The organism is Noviherbaspirillum sp. L7-7A, assembly GCF_019052805.1.
GTDB lineage: Bacteria > Pseudomonadota > Gammaproteobacteria > Burkholderiales > Burkholderiaceae_D > Noviherbaspirillum_A.
This window is the reverse complement of sequence record NZ_JAHQRJ010000001.1, coordinates 2,950,649-2,968,339: the sequence shown is the minus strand read 5'-3', so window position 1 is coordinate 2,968,339 and position 17,691 is coordinate 2,950,649. Positions and strand designations below refer to the sequence as shown.

Genomic DNA, 17,691 nt, shown 5'->3' with positions numbered 1-17,691 from the left:
CTTTTTTCAATGGCGCCCGATTCAATCTTCAATCGCATCACTTCACATTGCACATGGAGCACATCGATGGACCGCATCAAGCAAGAACTGGATAGCCTCATTCCCGCAACGCCGCTTTCCGGCAGCATGAATCGCCGCGACTTCATCAAGACCACGCTCGGCACCGGCTTTGCCGCCGCGGTGCTGCCGGTCTGCGCGCAAACCCAGATCAAGACCGACGCCAGCGGCCTGCAGGCAGGCACGGTGATGGTCAGGGTCAACGGCCAGGACGTGCCGGTGTATCGGGCACAACCCGAAGGCAAGTCCAATCTGCCGGTGATACTGGTGATTTCCGAGATCTTTGGCGTGCATGAACACATCGCCGACGTTGCCCGCCGCTTCGCCAAAGAAGGCTACCTGGCGCTGGCACCGGACCTGTACGTGCGTCAGGGTGATCCGGCAGCTTATCCGGCCATCACCGACCTGATGCGGGAGGTTGTCAACAAGGTGCCAGACCAGCAAGTGATGACGGATCTCGATGCAGTAGCGGCCTGGGCCGGCGCCCATGGCGGCGACACGCACAGGCTGGGCATCACCGGCTTTTGCTGGGGTGGCCGCATCACCTGGCTCTACAGTGCACACAATCCAGCGGTCAAGGCGGGCGTAGCCTGGTACGGCCGCCTGGTCGGCGACAAGACCGCCAACACGCCGCGCCATCCGGTCGACATCGCCGATGCGCTGAAGGCGCCGGTGCTGGGCCTGTATGGCGGCAAGGATGCCGGCATACCGCTGGCATCGGTGGAGCAGATGAAGGCCGCGCTGGCCGAAGCCGGCAGCAAGTCCGCTTTCGTGGTCTATCCCGATTCCGGGCATGCCTTCCATGCGGATTACCGTCCCAGCTATGTGGAGGCGGATGCAAAGGATGGCTGGAAACGCTGCCTGGCATGGTTGCGCCAGCATGGCGTGGCGTAAGTCCGGCTTGAGCGGATCGCGCTGAAGGCAGCGGCCGGGTTTGCCGAATCCCGGCCGCTGTGCTTTAATTCCGCGTCTCATCCCGCCGAGGTTCAAAATCAATCCCACGCTGCTCTCGATACTGCTTGCCACCACCATTGCTGGTGTCATCAGCATTTCGGCGGCCGCCGTCTTCTCGTTTTCGCTGCTGGCCAAGATGGTTGACCGCATGGTCAGCCTGTCGGTCGGCATTCTGCTGTCGACCTCGCTGCTGCATGCGCTGCCCGAGGCATTCGAGTCCAAGGCCGACCCGCACACCCTGTTCGCCACGCTGCTGGCCGGCCTGCTCGGCTTTTTCCTGCTGGAGAAGATGGCCATCCTGCGCCATTCCCATCACTACGAGGGCGACGGCCACGGCCATGCCCATGGCCACGATGCGCACGAGGCGGGCAAGGCCGGCTGGATGATCCTGGTCGGCGACGGCCTGCACAACTTCACCGACGGCATCCTGATCGCCGCCGCCTTCCTGGCCGACCCCAAGCTGGGCCTGGTCACCGGCATCGCCATCATCGCCCATGAAATCCCGCAGGAAATCGGCGACTTCATCGTGCTGCTCAACGCCGGCTTTTCGCGCGCCCGTGCCTATGTCTACAACCTGCTGTGCAGCCTGATGGCCATCGTCGGCGGGCTGGTGGGCTATTTCACCCTGGAGCGCGGCATGGAGGCGATACCGTATGTGCTGGTATTTGCCTCCTCTGGCTTCATTTACATCGCCGTCAGCGACCTGATGCCGCAGATGCAGCGGCGGGCCACGGTGCGGGAAACCATACCTCAGGTGGTGCTCATTACGCTGGGAGTAGGGCTGGTGCTGTTTCTGACCAGTCAGACGCAGATGCATGGGCATTGAGTGGGCATTGCTTTTGACGTACGCGCAGCGACCGTTGCCGTTGCCGTTGCCGTGAAATCCCGCTGACACGGGCACCCCGCGGCAGCGGGGCGCGATCATCGGGGCCGCCTTTTTTGGTTACTTTTTTGGCGGAGCAAAAAAGTGACCCGGCCGCCGGGACGGACTCCCGGCTTGTTTCCACGGCAGTGCAGGCGCATTGCGTCACCTGGCAAGGCACGGGCAGCACTGTCGGTGTTGACGTTGATGTTTTCAAGCAAACTGCAACTGCTGCTTCGCAGTGACGTCTTCACGCCTGATAAAACAACGCCACTGCACTGCCGTCATGACCAGGCCGGGTGTTCGCCCCGGCAGGCGACCTACTTCTTTTGCTTCGCCAAAAGAAGTAGGCAAGAAAAGGCGACCCGGTGATCGCGCCCCGCTGCGCGGGGTCCCCGTGACGGCGATGCCTGAAGCGGGGCGCGGCTAAACTCGCTCCACTTCGTTGCGCTCAGACAGACGCCGCACCTTATCCGCTTCAGGCATCGCCGTCACGGCGCGCTCAACGGGATTTCACGGCAACGGCAACGGCAACGGCAACGGCAACGGCCACTTCAAAACCAACGGCAACGGCAACGGCAACGGCAACGGCAACGGCAACGGCAACGGCAACGGCAACTGTGGCTGCGTGAACCGCGACCGCTGCACGTACAGCATGTCCCTCTCCCTCCGTCAGTCGCCGGTCGCCACCGGCCGCGCCGGGTCCGAACACCATTCGCTCCATGATCCCGGATACAGCGCCGCGCCCGGCATGCCCGCCACCTCCAGCGCCAGCAAGTTATGGCAGGCGGTCACGCCCGAGCCGCACTGCATCACCGCCGATGCCGGCGAGGCCACCAGCGCGCCCAGTTCCTGGCGCAGTTGCGCGGCCGGCTTGAAGCGGCCGTCGGCCTGCAGGTTGTCCTTGAAGAAGCGGTTCTTCGCGCCCGGGATATGGCCGCCAACCGGGTCCAGGGTTTCGTTCTCGCCACGGAAGCGGTCCGGCGCGCGCGCGTCCAGCACGCTCAGGCCCTGCCGGGTCAAAATGTCGTCGGCGCTTACGCTGCGCACCAGCGCATCACGACGCTGCAGATTGCCGCGCGACGGCGTGAACGGTTCGGTGGATACGGGCATGCCCTGCGCCGTCCAGACCGGCAGGCCGCCGTCCAGCACCGCCACGGCTTCATGGCCTACCCAGCGCAGCATCCACCACAGGCGGGCGGCGAACATGCCACCCTGGGCGTCATAGGCAACGACCTGAGTGTCATCACTGACGCCCCAGCGACGCAGCGTGTCGACGAAGACATCGGGATCCGGCAATGGATGCCGGCCGCGAAAGGCGCCGTTTTGGCCGCGCGCATGGTCGGCCAGGTCATGGTCGAGCGAGGCGAACTGCGCGCCTTGGATATGGCCGGCGTCATAGGCCTGCCTGCCGGCCTGCGGATTGGCCAGGTCGTGCCGGCAGTCCAGCACGACCCAGTTAGCTTGCGTGTAATGCTGCGCCAGATCGTCGGCTGAAATCAGGGTGGTATAGGCCATGCTGGACTCCTAGGATTTGGCGGCGACCGCTCTGACACCGGCTGCCGGGACTGTCGTTGGCGCCGGCACCGGCCGGCCGCGGGAATTATAGAAGGTGGCGGCGCTGCCGCTGGCCAGGATGATGGCAATGCCGGCCCAGCCCATCCAGCCCAGCGCATCGCTCCACAGCAGAATGCCCCAGATGCTGGAAAACACGATGCCGGTGTACTGCAGATTGGCCGTCACCAGCGGATGGCCGAGCCGGTAGGCGCGTGTCATCGCCATCTGGGCCACCGTGGCGCACAGGCCCACGCCAGCCAGCAGCAACAAGCCGTGCGCCGTATGACCGTGCCAGGCAAGCTGTCCGGGCGCTATCCACGGCGTGGCGAGGCTGCCGAGTGCGCCGGCAAGGGCGCCGGTGACGGAGAAATAAAACACCACCCGGTATTCCGGCTCGCCAAGCTGGCCGAGCTTTCTTACCTGCAGATAGGCCAGCGCGCTGATCACGCTCGACACCAGCGCGACGCAGGCGGCAAACCACTGGCTGGCCTGCATCGACGGCTGCAAGAGCAGGGTGACGCCGCCGAAGCTGGCCATGACCGCAAGCGCGCAGCCCCATTCCAGCCGGCCCTGGCCGCGCCACCATGCCGCGCCCAGAAGGATGGCGGCGATCCAGATCGGCGCCATGCTGTTTAAGGTCATCGACATGGCCAGCGGCAGCCGTCCGATCGCATAGAACCACAGCCACAGCGCGGTGACGCCGATCACGCCGCGGGTCAGGTGCGCCCACGGCAAGGGCGTGCGCATGCTGTCGCCGCGCAGGCGGCTCAGCACGAACAGCATGCCCGCGCCCATCATGCCGCGGTACATCACGATCTCGGAAGTGGTGTAGAGCTCGGCGGCCAGCTTCACGCAAACGCCCATGGCGGCGAAGAGAAAGCTGGCCAGCAGCATCCAGAGCGACTGCATGACTCAGGCCGCCATGCTCAGACGGCAATCTTCGAGCGGTACCACTCGTGGAAATGCTGCATGCCGTCTTCCATTGGCGACTGGTAGGGGCCGACCTCGTTGACGCCGCGATCCATCAGGATGCGGCGGCCGGCGTCCATGCGCTGCGCGATTTCATCGTCCTCGACGCAGGTTTCCATGTAGGCGGCGCGCTCGGCCTCGATGAACTCGCGCTCGAACAGCACGATTTCCTCCGGATAGTAGAACTCCACCACGTTGGTGGTCTTCTGCGGTCCGTTCGGCCAGACGGTCGACACCACCAGCACATGCGGATACCACTCCACCATGATGTTGGGATAGAGCGTGAGCCAGATCGCGCCATGCTTGGGCGCTTCGCCATTGCGGAATTTGAGCAGCTGCTCCTGCCATTTGCGGTAGGCCGGCGTGCCGGACTTCTTCAGCGCATGATGCACGCCGACGGTCTGCACGCTGTAGCCCTCCCCGAATTCCCACTTCAGGTCGGAACAGGTGACAAAGCTGCCCAGCCCGGGGTGGAAGGGCTCGACATGATAGTCCTCCAGGTACACCTCGATGAAGGACTTCCAGTTGTAGTCGCACTCGTGCACTTCGACGTGGTCCAGCATGTAGCCGGAAAAATCGAGGTCCCTGGTCACCGACAGGTTTTTCATGATGTCGGCCACGTTGGCGCCACCGGCCTCGAACAGCAGGCCGTTCCAGTTCTGCAGCGGGGTGTTGGACAGATTCAGGCAGGGCGTTTCGCCAAAATGCGGCGCGCCCACCAGGGTGCCTTTCAGGTCATAGGTCCAGCGATGCAGCGGGCAGACGATGTTTTTCGCATTGCCGCGGCCATTGAACATCTTGGCCTGGCGATGGCGGCAGACATTGGACAGAAGCTCCAGGCCCTGGGCATTGCGCACCAGCATGCGGCCTTCGTTTTCCCAGGCCAGCGTCGCATAGTCGCCGACCTCGGGCACCATGAGTTCGTGGCCGGCATAGCGCGGCCCCTGACGGAACAGATCAGAAATTTCTTTTTTCAGCAGTACTTCGTCGAAATAGACGTGGACTGGAAGTTGCGCGTTGGAACGCGCCAGCTTGGCGAGATTAGCCAGATCGGACATCCCTACCCCCCAAATTAATTTGCACCAACCTAAGAGAGAAAGAATCCGCAAAAACCTATGTTCAAACGAGATGAAGAGGGAATTTTTGGACAGAACCGTAGATTATACCTTAGACAGCCGTTTCTGGTCCCGCCTTGGCGCGGCGCAGTGTTTTGCGCGGAATGGCGCCAGCTTGTGGACAATCGTAACTTCTGTTGCCTGTTTGTTCTAAAATAGCCGGTCCTGAGCACTCCGCAACCCGCAGCAAGGCTGCCAGCCTTCGTTGCCCGCACTCAAAGACGATACCTTATGGCAAGTAAAACTCCCGTCAGTACGCAGCCCGCTTCGTTCGAAGACGCCATGACCGAACTGGAACAGTTGGTCGAGCGCATGGAAGCCGGCGAACTGCCGCTGGAGGCGTCGGTAGCGGCCTACAAGCGCGGCGCCGAACTGGTGAAATTCTGCGCCGGCCAGCTCGACCGGGTGGATGCCCAGGTCAAGGTACTGGAAGGCGACATGCTCAAGCCCTTCGCCACCGACGACGCCACGCTGGAGGCCGACGAATGAGCGCGCTGTCCTTCCACGACTGGATGCGCAACACGCAGTCCGCCATGGAAGACGTGCTGGCGACGCTGCTGCCGCCCGAAACCGCCGCGCCGGCCCGGCTGCACGAGGCCATGCGCTATGCGGTGCTGGACGGCGGCAAGCGGGTGCGCCCGCTCCTGGTATTCGCCGCCGGCGAACTGCACGGCGCCGACCGCAATGCATTGGCGCGCGCCGCCGCCGCGGTCGAGATGATCCACGCCTATTCCCTGGTGCATGACGACATGCCCTGCATGGACGACGACGCGCTGCGCCGCGGCAAGCCGACCGTGCATGTGAAATACGACGAAGCCACCGCGCTGCTGGTGGGCGACGCATTGCAGTCGCAGGCCTTCCTGGTGCTGTCGGAAGCGGGCGCCGATGCCGAGCGCACGGTGGCGATGCTGCGCCTGCTGGCCCAGGCATCCGGCTCGGCCGGCATGTGCGGCGGCCAGGCGATCGATCTGGCCAGCGTTGGCATGACTCTGTCGCTGGCCGAGCTGGAACAGATGCACCGGCTGAAAACCGGCGCGCTGCTGCGGGCTTCCGTGATGCTGGGCGCGCTGTGCGGCCGCATGCCGGACGCCGCTGAAACCGCCGCGCTCGACGCCTATGCGGCCGCGGTGGGCCTGGCCTTTCAGGTGGTGGATGACGTGCTCGACGCCACCGCCGATTCACAGACCCTGGGCAAGACCGCCGGCAAGGACGCGGTGGACCACAAGCCCACCTACGTCTCCATCCTCGGTCTGGAGCAGTCGCAGGCGCTGGCGCAAAAACTGAGGGAGGACGCCCACCGGGCGCTGCTCCCGTTTGGAGACAACGCACGACGGCTGCGCGAACTCGCCGACCTGATCGTGCAGCGGAAAGCATAAGTATGGATCTGTTGAAAAAAATCGAAGGCCCCGGCGACCTGCGGCGCCTCTCCCGCAGCCAGCTCAAGCCGCTGGCCGACGAGCTGCGCGCCTTCCTGCTCGATTCGGTGTCGCGCACCGGCGGCCATCTGTCGTCGAACCTGGGCACGGTCGAGCTGACGATTGCGCTGCACTACGTGTTCAACACGCCGGACGACCGCATCGTCTGGGATGTCGGCCATCAAACCTATCCGCACAAGATACTGACCGGCCGCCGCGAGCGCATGGGCAGCCTGCGCCAGCAGGGCGGCATTTCGGGCTTTCCGCGCCGCGACGAAAGCCCGTTCGACACCTTCGGCACCGCGCATTCCTCGACTTCGATCTCGGCCGCGCTGGGCATGGCGATCGCCGCCCAGACCATGGGCGAGAGCCGCCACGCGGTGGCCGTCATCGGCGACGGCGCCATGACTGCCGGCATGGCATTCGAGGCGCTCAACAATGCCGGCGTGCATGAGGATGTGAACCTGCTGGTGATCCTGAACGACAACGACATGTCGATCTCGCCGCCGGTCGGCGCCCTGAACCGCTACCTGGCGCGCCTGATGTCGGGCCGCTTCTACGCCGCCGCCCGCAGCGTGGGCAAGTCGGTGTTGCCGGGGCCGATGCTGGAACTGGCCAAGCGGCTGGAGGAGCATGCGAAGGGCATGGTGCTGCCGGCCACGATGTTCGAGGAATTCGGCTTCAACTACATTGGCCCGATCGACGGCCACGACCTCGATTCCCTGGTGCCGACGCTGCAGAACCTGAAGCAGCTGAAGGGCCCGCAGTTCCTGCATGTGGTGACGAAGAAGGGCCAGGGCTACAAGCTGGCCGAGGCCGACCCGGTGCTGTACCACGGCCCCGGCAAGTTCGACCCGGCCGAGGGCATCAAGCCGGCCGCCGCCGGCAAGAAGACCTATACCCAGGTATTCGGCCAGTGGCTGTGCGACATGGCGCAGCAGGACAAGCGCCTGATCGGCATCACGCCGGCCATGCGCGAAGGCTCGGGCATGGTGGAATTCGAGCAGCGCTTCCCCGACCGCTACCACGACGTCGGCATCGCCGAGCAGCATGCGGTGACCTTTGCCGCCGGCATGGCCTGCGAAGGCCTGAAGCCGGTGGTGGCGATCTATTCCACCTTTCTGCAGCGCGCCTACGATCAGCTGATTCATGACGTGGCGCTGCAAAACCTGGATGTCACCTTCGCGCTCGACCGCGCCGGCCTGGTCGGCGCCGATGGTGCAACGCACGCGGGCAATTACGACCTGGCCTTCCTGCGCTGCATTCCCAACATGGTGGTGCTGGCCGCATCGGACGAGAACGAATGCCGGCAAATGCTCAGCACGGCGTATCAGTATCCCGGCCCGGCGGCAGTGCGCTATCCCCGCGGCGCCGGCATCGGCGCGGCGGTCGACACCAGCCTGGACACCATTCCGCTGGGCAAGGGGGAGCTGCGCCGCAACGGCAAGCAGGTTGCCATCCTGGCCTTCGGCACCATGGTTGCGCCGGCGCTGAAGGCGGGCGAGGAACTCAATGCCACGGTCGCCAACATGCGCTTCGTCAAGCCCCTGGATGCGGCGCTGGTGCTGGAGCTGGCCGCCAGCCACGACCTGCTGGTGACGGTGGAGGAGGGCTGCATCATGGGTGGCGCTGGCTCGGCGGTGGCCGAAGCGCTGGCCGCGGCGGGCGTGGTCAAGCCGCTGCTGCAACTGGGCTTGCCGGACAAATTCATCGACCATGGCGACGCGCCGCAGTTGCTGGCGCAATGCGGGCTGGATGCGGCTGGCATCGCGGCGTCCATCCGGCAGCGGCTGGGCAAGAAGGAACCGCGGCTGGTTGTGAATAACTGAGCTGCATTTTATAAAGGCAATGCAGGAACGGCGACACAATGTCGCCGTTTTTATTTGTTTGTTTCCTTGGTGCATTTCACCCCTGACTTTAATGTTCGATTGATGAACATAACGTTCATGGGTGGCACGTAGTGAGTGGATGTACATCTTTAACTACCCGCACTTGCCAAATCATGGACAAACTTTCACCCAAGGTCGTTTCCGCCAATGCTCAAGCCGACTATAGTCAGCCGTCGTCTGATACAACCTCGCGGGAAAAAGGAAAGCCAGGCATCAGCTTGCAGGTCACTCAGCCCGATTCACTGTTAGCTGCTAGTGACTCAACTGGTGCCAAGCCTACCGGCCAGGCTGCCATGAACGCCACTAGCCCTAATTATGTCGGCAATAGTGGTTCTTTCACCCCGCAGCAAAAGTTCTTTCAGGCGGTTGCCTCCAATAATGGGAAGGATATGGCAGCCTTGTTGAAGGCGCATACAGACCAGATTGACATCAACCTGATTGACAAGGCGACAGGAAAGTCACTGTTGCGAACCGCACTGGAGGCAAAAAACGAAGAGGCCGCCAAGGTGCTTGTAATGCATGGCGCACCGGTCAATGCCCATGATGACCAGGGAAGAACGCCAGTGATGCTGGCCGCCGCCGCCGGCTTGAAAAGCATGGTCAATACGCTGATCTCGCGTGGCGCAACGGTGGATGGCATCGACAAATCCGGAGCCACAGCCTTGCATCATGCCGTGCAAGGCGGAAATCCTGAGATTGCCAGGGAGCTGATTCGCGCCAAAGCGGAGGTAAACGCCCCTGACAAACGGGGATGCGCGCCTTTGCATTACGCTGCGACCGCAGGAGAGGCCGAAACCGTTCAGGTACTCATCGATGCCGGCGCCAAAGCAGACCCAAAGGATAAGACACGAACCACACCGCTGTGGAATGCCTGCAAGGCAGGTAATGTGGCGGTGGTGAAAATTCTCCTCGATAAAGAAGCCAAAGCAGAGCGATATTGTGGTGCTCTAGAGGACAGCACGCCAATGCTGGCTGCTTGCAATGGCGATAACGATATGCACGCTCTGGCGATCGTCAAGCTGTTGATGGATAAAAAGGCGTCGGCAAACGTCGCCGACAAAAAAAATGGGAATGTTCCTTTAATAGCAGCGGCCAGGAATGGTTTATTCAATACAACCGCGTATTTGTTGAACGAGGGGGGCGCATCGCCCCAGGCCGTAAATAAGGCAGATGAAACAGCGCTTTATGCGGCGCAAGGCAACATCGTAAAGCTGCTTAATGACCATGGAATTAACAACGGCCTGCGGCAAAAAATTCGGCATTAAGCGAGCCAGAACCTGTCTGCAAGTGTTTAAGTTCGTCATTGCGCCGGGTGGTCTGAGCTTACCGGCACGGACCAGTCCAGTACGCGGCAGGCAGAAAGACGCGACAAGCCTCAGCCTCGCCCGCGCCCCTTCTCCCACAACACATCCCCGCCACCCGCATGGCGGTTCAGCACCCGCGCCAGCACGAACATCAGGTCTGACAGCCGGTTCATGTACTGGCGCGGATGGTCATTCAGCGTCTCGGCCCTGCCCAGCGCCACGATGGCCCGCTCGGCCCGGCGGCAGACGGTGCGGCAGACATGGGCCTGGGAAGCCGCGCGCGAGCCGGCCGGCAGGATGAAGTCGGCCAGCGGCGGCAGGTCGGCGTTGTAGCGGGCCAGCATGTCGTCGAGCCGCGCCACCTGCTCCTCCTTGATCAGCGCATAGCCCGGAATGCAGAGTTCGCCGCCGAGGTCGAACAGGTCGTGCTGTATCGTCACCAGTTCCTCGCGCAGGCCGTCCGGCAGGTCCTCGCACAGCAGCAGGCCCAGGTGGGAATTCATTTCATCCACATCGCCCATGGCCTGCACCCGCAGGCTGTCCTTGTCGACACGGCTGCCGTCGCCCAGCCCGGTGGTGCCGTTGTCGCCGGTGCGGGTGGCGATCTTGGAAAGTCGGTTGCCCATGGCGTCTCCCTTGTTGTCCGCTTGATATGGAAGGCTGTGAGCATACGGGAAATTTCAGGCCTTCGCCGCGCCGGCCGCCGCTAAACGCCCGGCAGGGGTAAAATCACATACCCCACGGAGGACAAGATGAATCACCCAGTACAGCTGGCGGCGCTGAAGAAGCCGCTTCCCGAGTCCCTGCTTGCCGCGCTTTTGTCCCTGTTCGGCGAGCGCTGTTCCACCAGCGAGGCGATGCGCACCCATCATGGGCGCGACGAGTCGTCTTACGATCCGATGCTGCCCGACGCGGTGATCTTCGCCCAGTCCACCGAGGAAGTGGCGGACGCGGTCAAGCTGTGCGCCGCCCATGACGTGCCGGTGATTCCCTACGGCGCCGGCACTTCGCTGGAAGGCCACATCCTGGCGCTTCGTGGCGGCGTGTCGATCGACCTGTCGCAGATGAACAAGATCATCGCCGTCCATCCCGAAGACCTGACGGTGACGGTGCAGCCGGGCGTGACCCGCAAGCAGTTGAACGCGGAGATCCGCGACACCGGCCTGTTCTTCCCGATCGACCCCGGCGCCGACGCCTCGCTCGGCGGCATGGCCGCCACCCGCGCCTCCGGCACCAATGCCGTGCGCTACGGCACCATGCGCGAGAACACGCTGGCACTGACGGTGGTGCTGGCCGACGGCCGCATCATCCGCACCGGCACCCGCGCCCGCAAGTCCTCCGCCGGCTATGACCTGACCCGCGTATTCGTCGGCAGCGAAGGCACGCTGGGCATCATCACCGAAGTCACCGTGAAGCTGTATCCGCAGCCGGAAGCGGTGTCGGCGGCGGTATGTTCCTTCCCGACGCCGGGCGACGCGGTGCGGGCGGTGATCCAGACCATACAGATGGGCGTGCCGGTTGCCCGCGTCGAATTCCTTGACGAGCGCGGCGTGAAGGCCATCAACGCCTACGACAAGCTGAGCCTGCCGGAAAACCCGCTGCTGCTGTTCGAATTCCATGGCACCGAGCATGGCGTGAAGGAACAGGCAGAGACCGTGCAGGAAATCGTCGCCGAGCACAACGCCACCGGCTTCGAATGGGCCACCCGGCCGGAAGACCGCACCCGCCTCTGGGGCGCGCGCCACAACGCCTATTTCGCGCTGCTGCAGATGCGTCCTGGCGCGCGCGCCATCTCCACCGACTGCTGCGTGCCGATCTCGCGCCTGGCCGAATGCATCCTCGACACCAAGGCCGACTGCGAAAGCCACAACATGGTGTACTCCATCATCGGCCATGTCGGCGACGGCAACTTCCATGTGCAGATGCTGGTCGATCCGAATGACCCGGAAGACATCGCCCGCGCCGAAGGCGTGAACGCGCGCATGGTGGCGCGCGCCATCGCGATGGACGGCACCTGCACCGGCGAGCACGGCGTGGGCATGCACAAGATGGAATTCCTGGTGCAGGAGCATGGCGAAGGCGCGATCGACACCATGCGCGCCTTGAAACATGCGCTGGACCCGAAGAACATCCTCAATCCCGGCAAGATCGTTCAGTGGTAAATCCCGCAGGCGGACGCATGCAGCAGACCAGACAAGCCCTGACCACCCGCCTGCCGCCGGTGCACGCGCTGTCCGCCTTCGAAGCCGCGGCGCGCCACCAGTCCTTCGCGCTGGCGGCGGACGAACTGTGCATCACGCCGTCGGCGCTGTCGCACCGCATCCGCCTGCTGGAAGATTTCGTCGGCGAGCGGCTGTTCATCCGCGATGGCCGCTCGATCGGCCTGTCCGAGTTCGGCCGCCGCTATCTCGACGTGGTGCGCAGTGCGCTGCGTACCCTGACCGACTTCCCGATGCCGCATCGCAGCGCGCAGGCGCAGCCGAGAATCAAGGTCACGCTGCCGCCGACCTTTGCCCGCTACATGTTCGTGCCGCACCTGGCCGACTTCACGCAACGGTATCCGGACATCGTGGTGGAAGTGTTCATGTCGGTGCCGCTCTACGATCTAAGTTTGTCGGAGAGCGATGTCGAGGTGCGCTTCGGCGCCGGCAATTATCCCAACATCATCACCGAAAAGCTGTTCGAGGAGCCGGCCTTCGCCGTCGCCAGCCCGTCCTACCTGGCCCAGGTCGGGCCGCTGCATACGCCAGCCGACCTGCGCGGCAAGACCCTGCTGCGCTCGGCGCTGGAACCCTGGCAGCCATGGTTCGAGGCAGCCGGCCTGGACTGGCAGGAGCCGTCCACCGGCCTGCGGGTCGACGACCTCGGCCTGCTGCTGGAAGCCATCCGCCACGGCCATGGGATCGGCTTAACGCGCAGCCACTTCGCCCAGGCCGCGCTGGAAGCCGGCGACGTGGTGCGTCTGTTTGATGTCGAACTGGCTTCGCCGCCCCATGCGTATTACATGGTGTATGAGAAGCCTGCCCGGGAACGCGGCGAGGTGATGCTGTTCATCGACTGGATGAAGGCGACGTTCCGCAACGGCTGAGAATGCCCGTACGCAGTAAACAACTGAGTGCTGGGCTCATGGTCTTCAGCTTTCCTGACTACGTTTCATTGTTATTTTGCTGCTTTTCGCGAATTCATGAAAACCCGTGAAAATAATTTCCTTGCGGCGATTCCTGATTCCTCCATTTAAACGTGCTGATCGATACTGAACCTGATGCGTTCCGGGGTTAATCACATGTTCAATCCTTTTTAATGGAGAAATGTCATGTCAACATCATTTAACAAAGCTGGTATCGTTCGCGTGGGAGTGGAATCTACTACCTCGGAAAAACATATGCATCAGGAAGTTCCAGGCGAGAAAACGCAGAAGCGCCGGAGGCAGGATGCTATATCAAATCCCACAGTACGGTCCGGGGAAAAACAAGGCAGTAATGCTGAAAATACGTCGCTATTGTCCAAAATGCCTGTTTCAAAAAATGGCAGGACACCGAATACGTCCAGCCAGCCGGTCATTCCAAATGCGCAAGTGGCCGTTCCTGCTGGCAATCGACTGAAGCAGCCGACTTTGGCATTGTTTAACAGTTTGTTGGAAATGACTGATTTCCGAGAGATTGATAAGGCTTTGCAGGGCTTTGATATCAATATGCGCATGGAGAATAACCGCACGATGCTTGCTCATATTTTTATTGATAAAAATTTGACTCGCGAAACCATGGCTTTCATAGGGTGCTTGCGGCAAAAGGGAGCAGAGTTCTATTTGACTTCGGAAGATTTTCCTAAGGCGCTTAGAGTTGCCGTAGCACTAGGAGACATTAATTTAATAAATATTTTAATTTTGACTAGTGAAGGTCAAAAGGCGGAGAAGCAACATGACGCGCTGCATTATGCAGTCGTGTCTCGCGAACCAAAGCTTGCGCTCCAGCTTTTAGAGTCGATGGAGAAAATCGATCCATCTTTAATTAGTGTGCCTCTGCTTTTTGCCAAAGCGGCAATCCTGAATAATCTCGATTTGATGGAAGAAATATTTTTTCTTGCAAAGCCTGACATCAATGCCACTGATATGGTAAACGGGCATACGCCTCTGCAAATAGCCGCAGGGTATGGTTCGACGAATATTATCGATTTTCTTCTTCGCAAGGGCGCAGAAATAAATCCGGAAAGTAAATGGCATGGCAACAATGCATTGGTCTCTGCACTCCATGGTTTAAGTCAAAAAACTCTGAACGAGTTCGATAAGGATGAGATAGCGGATTACAATTCCAGAAAACTAAAGGCTGTCCAGATGCTTCTCGACGCCAAGTACGCGGAAATTGATTTTACTGCCAAAATTCCAGAAGGCCCGTACACAACAAGGTATGACACACTGTATGGACTCGCACAAAAAGCTGGACCGGAATTTGTGGCGTGCCTTGCGGAAGCGCACTTAAGGCAGGCTTCCAGGCGCACCGGCCTCCCTATATCAGCAGAAGGCTTCCAGTATCAAACCCAATAGCGCTGGTCAGGCGGCAGCAGCGAGCCTGAACGCGTCCTTGCAAGATGGCACATTCGTATTTTTTAGTTGATATAGCGTCTGATGAACCATACAGCGTGCGCACACTTTTAAAATACTTTTTGCTTTCCTTGGCCCGTGCCTTTCTGGCACGGGCTTCTGCGATCAACGCCAAAGGACGACATTAATCCTTACAGGACGCCTCGCTTCAACGGAGTCGCCTGGGTCGATGGCCCAAAATTCCTTCAACAGGAAATGTGACCACAGAAAGTTCCTCCTGTCATAGGCCATTCCATTCATCCACTGCCCGCATCAAAATCTTTCATCAATTGCAGCAAAGCTTTTCAGTCATTCCGCGCGCGCAAATCCCTTTTATTGCCCCAGTTTCGCTACACTGTTCGTTTTCTTGAAGAGCGGGGCCATTCGGCGTGCCCGCTACCCATTCCAGGACGTACAGCCATGAATGCTCCATCAGAAGCGCCGTTTGCCGCCGCGCGCCAGCGCGAGGTCGTCGATGCCCTGAACGCCGTGCTGCCAGCGGGCGCGGTCCTCTTTAACGAGGAAGACACCCGGCCTTATGAATGCGATGGCCTCGCTGCTTATCGCCAGTTGCCGATGATCGTGGTGCTGCCTGCCAACGAAGAGCAGGTGATCGCCGCGGTTAACGTATGCCGCCGCCTGCAGGCGCCCATCGTGCCGCGCGGCGCCGGCACCGGCCTGTCCGGCGGCGCGATGCCAATCGCCGACGGCGTGGTGATTTCCACCGCCCGGCTCAACCGCATCGTCAGGCTCGACGCCTATTCACGCACGGCAGTGGTCCAGCCCGGCGTGCGCAACCTTGCCATTTCCGAGGCGGCCGGCGCGCATGGCCTGTACTACGCGCCCGATCCGTCGTCGCAGATCGCCTGCACCATCGGCGGCAACGTGGCCGAGAACTCCGGCGGCGTGCATTGCCTGAAATACGGCCTGACCGTGCATAACGTGCTGCGGGTGCGCATGGTCACCATCGACGGCGAGATCGCCGAACTCGGCGGCGAGGCGCTGGACGCGCCCGGCCTGGACCTGCTGGCGCTGTTCATCGGCTCCGAGGGCATGCTGGGCGTGGTCACCGAAGTCACGGTGCGGCTGATCCCCAAGCCGCAGCAGGCGCGGGTGGTGATGGCCTCCTTCGACGACGTGGTCAAGGGCGGCAATGCGGTGGCCAATGTGATTGCCGCCGGCATCATCCCGGCCGGCCTGGAAATGATGGACAAGACCAGTTCGCGCATGGTCGAGCCCTTCGTGCATGCCGGTTACGACACCGAGGCCGAAGCCATCCTGCTGTGCGAGTCCGACGGCCTGCCGGAAGAGGTTGACGAGGAAATCGCCCGCATGGAGGCGGTGTTCCGCGATTCCGGCGCCACCGCCATCGCGGTATCCCAGAACGAGGCCGAGCGCCTGAAGTTCTGGTCGGGCCGCAAGAATGCCTTCCCGGCTGCCGGCCGCATTTCGCCCGACTACTACTGCATGGACGGTACCATCCCGCGCCGCAACCTGGCGCAGGTGCTGATGGGCATTGCGGAGATGGAAAAGAAGTACGGCCTGCGCTGCGCCAACGTGTTCCATGCCGGCGACGGCAACCTGCATCCGCTGATCCTGTTCGATGCCAACCAGCCTGGCGAATTCGAGCGCGCCGAACTGTTCGGCGCCGAGATCCTGGAATTGTGCGTCGAGGTGGGCGGCACCATCACCGGCGAGCATGGCGTGGGCATCGAAAAAATCAATTCGATGTGCGTGCAGTTCTCGCAGGCCGAGCTCGACGCCTTCCGCGCCGTCAAGGCGGCCTTCGACACGGCGCTGCTGCTCAACCCCGACAAGGCCATTCCCAGCCTGCGCCGCTGCGCCGAGTATGGCCGCATGCATGTGCGCGCCGGCAAGCTGCCCTTCGCCGATCTGCCGCGCTTCTGATTCTGAAAGAGAGTGTATGGAACAGGTATTGCAGGAATTCAAGGACCGCATCGCCGGCGCCACGGCCGAGCGTCCGCTGCGCATCCGCGGCGGCGGCAGCAAGGACTGGTATGGCGGCGCCCTGCGCGGCGACGTGCTCGACACCCGCGGCTGGCGCGGCATCGTGGCCTATGACCCGACCGAACTGGTGATCACGGTCAGGAGCGGCACGCCGCTGGCCGAGGTGGAAGCGGTGCTGGCGGAAAAGAACCAGATGCTGGCATTCGAGCCGCCGCATTTCGGCGCCGATGCAACCGTCGGTGGCATGGTGGCGGCCGGGCTATCCGGCCCGCGCCGTGCCGCGGTCGGCGCGGTGCGCGACTTCGTGCTGGGCGCGGTGCTGATGAACCATCGCGGCGAAGTGCTGCATTTCGGCGGCCAGGTGATGAAGAACGTCGCCGGCTACGATGTGTCGCGGGTGCTGGCCGGCTCGCTCGGCACGCTGGGCCTGCTGCTGGAAGTGTCGCTGAAGGTATTGCCGCGCCCGTTCGAGGAAACCACGCTGGCCTTCAGCCTGAGCCAGGCCGACGCCATCCGCACGCTCAATGAGTGGGGCGGGCAACCGCTGCCGATCTCCGCCAACGCCTGGCTGGACGGCACCCTGGCGGTACGCCTGTCAGGTGCGGCCGCGGCGCTGAAGGGCGCGCGCAGCCGCTTGGGCGGCGAGGAAATCGCCGACGCTGCCGGCTTCTGGCACAGCTTGCGCGAGCAGCAGCATCCCTTCTTCACCGCACAGGAAGCGCCGCTGTGGCGCCTGTCGCTGCCTTCGGTGGCCGCACCGCTGGAACTGGAGGGCAATCAGCTCATCGAGTGGGGCGGCGCCCAGCGCTGGCTGCACAGCAACGCGCCGGCCGACAGCATCCGCGCCGCCGCCGTCCGCGCTGGCGGCCATGCGAGCCGCTTCCGCACCGGCGTGGCTGCCGACGCACGCGACGCCGTCTTTCATCCGCTTGCTCCCGCAGTCGCTGGCATCCAGCGCCGCCTGAAGCAGGCTTTCGATCCGGCCGGCATCTTCAACCCCGGCCGACTGGGAAACGACTACTGAC

General features: G+C 62.4%; 16 protein-coding genes. 11 read left to right on the top strand and 5 right to left on the bottom strand.

Features of this window, described 5'->3' with window-relative positions; genetic code table 11:
• The first annotated feature begins 66 nt into the window (after window positions 1-66).
• Window positions 67-951 (top strand): dienelactone hydrolase family protein, encoded by an 885-nt coding sequence (locus KTQ42_RS13540; RefSeq protein WP_217345971.1) that lies wholly within the window; start codon window positions 67-69, stop codon window positions 949-951.
• A 196-nt stretch (window positions 952-1,147) separates the two neighbouring features.
• Window positions 1,148-1,837, top strand: coding sequence for a ZIP family metal transporter (locus KTQ42_RS13535; RefSeq protein WP_249222755.1), 690 nt, complete (start codon window positions 1,148-1,150; stop codon window positions 1,835-1,837).
• 549 nt (window positions 1,838-2,386) lie between these two features.
• Here KTQ42_RS13535 and KTQ42_RS13530 read toward each other — a convergent pair.
• Genes KTQ42_RS13530 through KTQ42_RS13515 form a run of 4 tightly spaced genes read right to left on the bottom strand, consistent with a single transcriptional unit; the run spans window position 2,387 to window position 5,457 of the window.
• On the bottom strand, window positions 2,387-2,530 hold the full coding sequence (locus KTQ42_RS13530) for a hypothetical protein (RefSeq protein WP_217345970.1): 144 nt from the start codon (window positions 2,528-2,530) through the stop codon (window positions 2,387-2,389).
• 15 nt (window positions 2,531-2,545) lie between these two features.
• Window positions 2,546-3,391, bottom strand: coding sequence for a sulfurtransferase (locus tag KTQ42_RS13525; RefSeq protein ID WP_217345969.1), 846 nt, complete (start codon window positions 3,389-3,391; stop codon window positions 2,546-2,548).
• Between the two features lie 9 nt (window positions 3,392-3,400).
• Entirely contained in the window at window positions 3,401-4,339 is a 939-nt protein-coding gene (locus KTQ42_RS13520; RefSeq protein ID WP_217345968.1) for a DMT family transporter, read from the bottom strand.
• Window positions 4,340-4,356: 17 nt separating this feature from the next.
• Window positions 4,357-5,457, bottom strand: coding sequence for an aromatic ring-hydroxylating dioxygenase subunit alpha (locus KTQ42_RS13515; RefSeq protein WP_217345967.1), 1,101 nt, complete (start codon window positions 5,455-5,457; stop codon window positions 4,357-4,359).
• Between the two features lie 288 nt (window positions 5,458-5,745).
• Here KTQ42_RS13515 and KTQ42_RS13510 point away from each other — a divergent pair, with 288 nt between their 5' ends.
• The 4 genes from KTQ42_RS13510 to KTQ42_RS13495 all read left to right on the top strand — a co-directional run bounded on the left by KTQ42_RS13510 (window position 5,746) and on the right by KTQ42_RS13495 (window position 10,083).
• Entirely contained in the window at window positions 5,746-6,003 is a 258-nt protein-coding gene (locus KTQ42_RS13510) for an exodeoxyribonuclease VII small subunit (protein WP_217345966.1), read from the top strand.
• A complete protein-coding gene (locus KTQ42_RS13505) occupies window positions 6,000-6,890 on the top strand; it encodes a polyprenyl synthetase family protein (protein ID WP_217345964.1) in 891 nt (296 codons plus the stop codon). Before KTQ42_RS13510 ends, KTQ42_RS13505 begins: the two co-directional genes overlap by 4 nt.
• A gap of 2 nt (window positions 6,891-6,892) precedes the next feature.
• The gene (gene dxs, locus KTQ42_RS13500) at window positions 6,893-8,758 is read left to right on the top strand and encodes a 1-deoxy-D-xylulose-5-phosphate synthase (RefSeq protein WP_217345963.1); all 1,866 of its coding nucleotides are present in this window, start codon (window positions 6,893-6,895) and stop codon (window positions 8,756-8,758) included.
• A gap of 173 nt (window positions 8,759-8,931) precedes the next feature.
• Window positions 8,932-10,083: an ankyrin repeat domain-containing protein gene (locus tag KTQ42_RS13495; protein ID WP_217345962.1), complete on the top strand. Its 1,152-nt coding sequence runs from the start codon at window positions 8,932-8,934 to the stop codon at window positions 10,081-10,083.
• 110 nt (window positions 10,084-10,193) lie between these two features.
• Here KTQ42_RS13495 and KTQ42_RS13490 read toward each other — a convergent pair whose 3' ends face one another.
• A complete protein-coding gene (locus KTQ42_RS13490; protein ID WP_217345961.1) occupies window positions 10,194-10,748 on the bottom strand; it encodes a cob(I)yrinic acid a,c-diamide adenosyltransferase in 555 nt (184 codons plus the stop codon).
• A 126-nt stretch (window positions 10,749-10,874) separates the two neighbouring features.
• Between KTQ42_RS13490 and KTQ42_RS13485 the strand changes: the two genes are divergently transcribed.
• The 5 genes from KTQ42_RS13485 to glcE all read left to right on the top strand — a co-directional run bounded on the left by KTQ42_RS13485 (window position 10,875) and on the right by glcE (window position 17,690).
• Window positions 10,875-12,284 carry an FAD-linked oxidase C-terminal domain-containing protein gene (locus KTQ42_RS13485; protein WP_217345960.1) on the top strand — a complete coding sequence of 470 codons (1,410 nt, stop codon included), beginning with the start codon at window positions 10,875-10,877 and terminating at the stop codon, window positions 12,282-12,284.
• Window positions 12,285-12,322: 38 nt separating this feature from the next.
• Window positions 12,323-13,210 carry a LysR substrate-binding domain-containing protein gene (locus KTQ42_RS13480; protein ID WP_217346961.1) on the top strand — a complete coding sequence of 296 codons (888 nt, stop codon included), beginning with the start codon at window positions 12,323-12,325 and terminating at the stop codon, window positions 13,208-13,210.
• A gap of 225 nt (window positions 13,211-13,435) precedes the next feature.
• The gene (locus tag KTQ42_RS13475) at window positions 13,436-14,662 is read left to right on the top strand and encodes an ankyrin repeat domain-containing protein (protein WP_217345959.1); all 1,227 of its coding nucleotides are present in this window, start codon (window positions 13,436-13,438) and stop codon (window positions 14,660-14,662) included.
• Between the two features lie 456 nt (window positions 14,663-15,118).
• Entirely contained in the window at window positions 15,119-16,606 is a 1,488-nt protein-coding gene (locus KTQ42_RS13470; RefSeq protein ID WP_217345958.1) for an FAD-linked oxidase C-terminal domain-containing protein, read from the top strand.
• Window positions 16,607-16,622: 16 nt separating this feature from the next.
• Window positions 16,623-17,690, top strand: coding sequence for a glycolate oxidase subunit GlcE (gene glcE / locus KTQ42_RS13465; protein WP_217345957.1), 1,068 nt, complete (start codon window positions 16,623-16,625; stop codon window positions 17,688-17,690).
• Window position 17,691 lies beyond the last annotated feature (1 nt).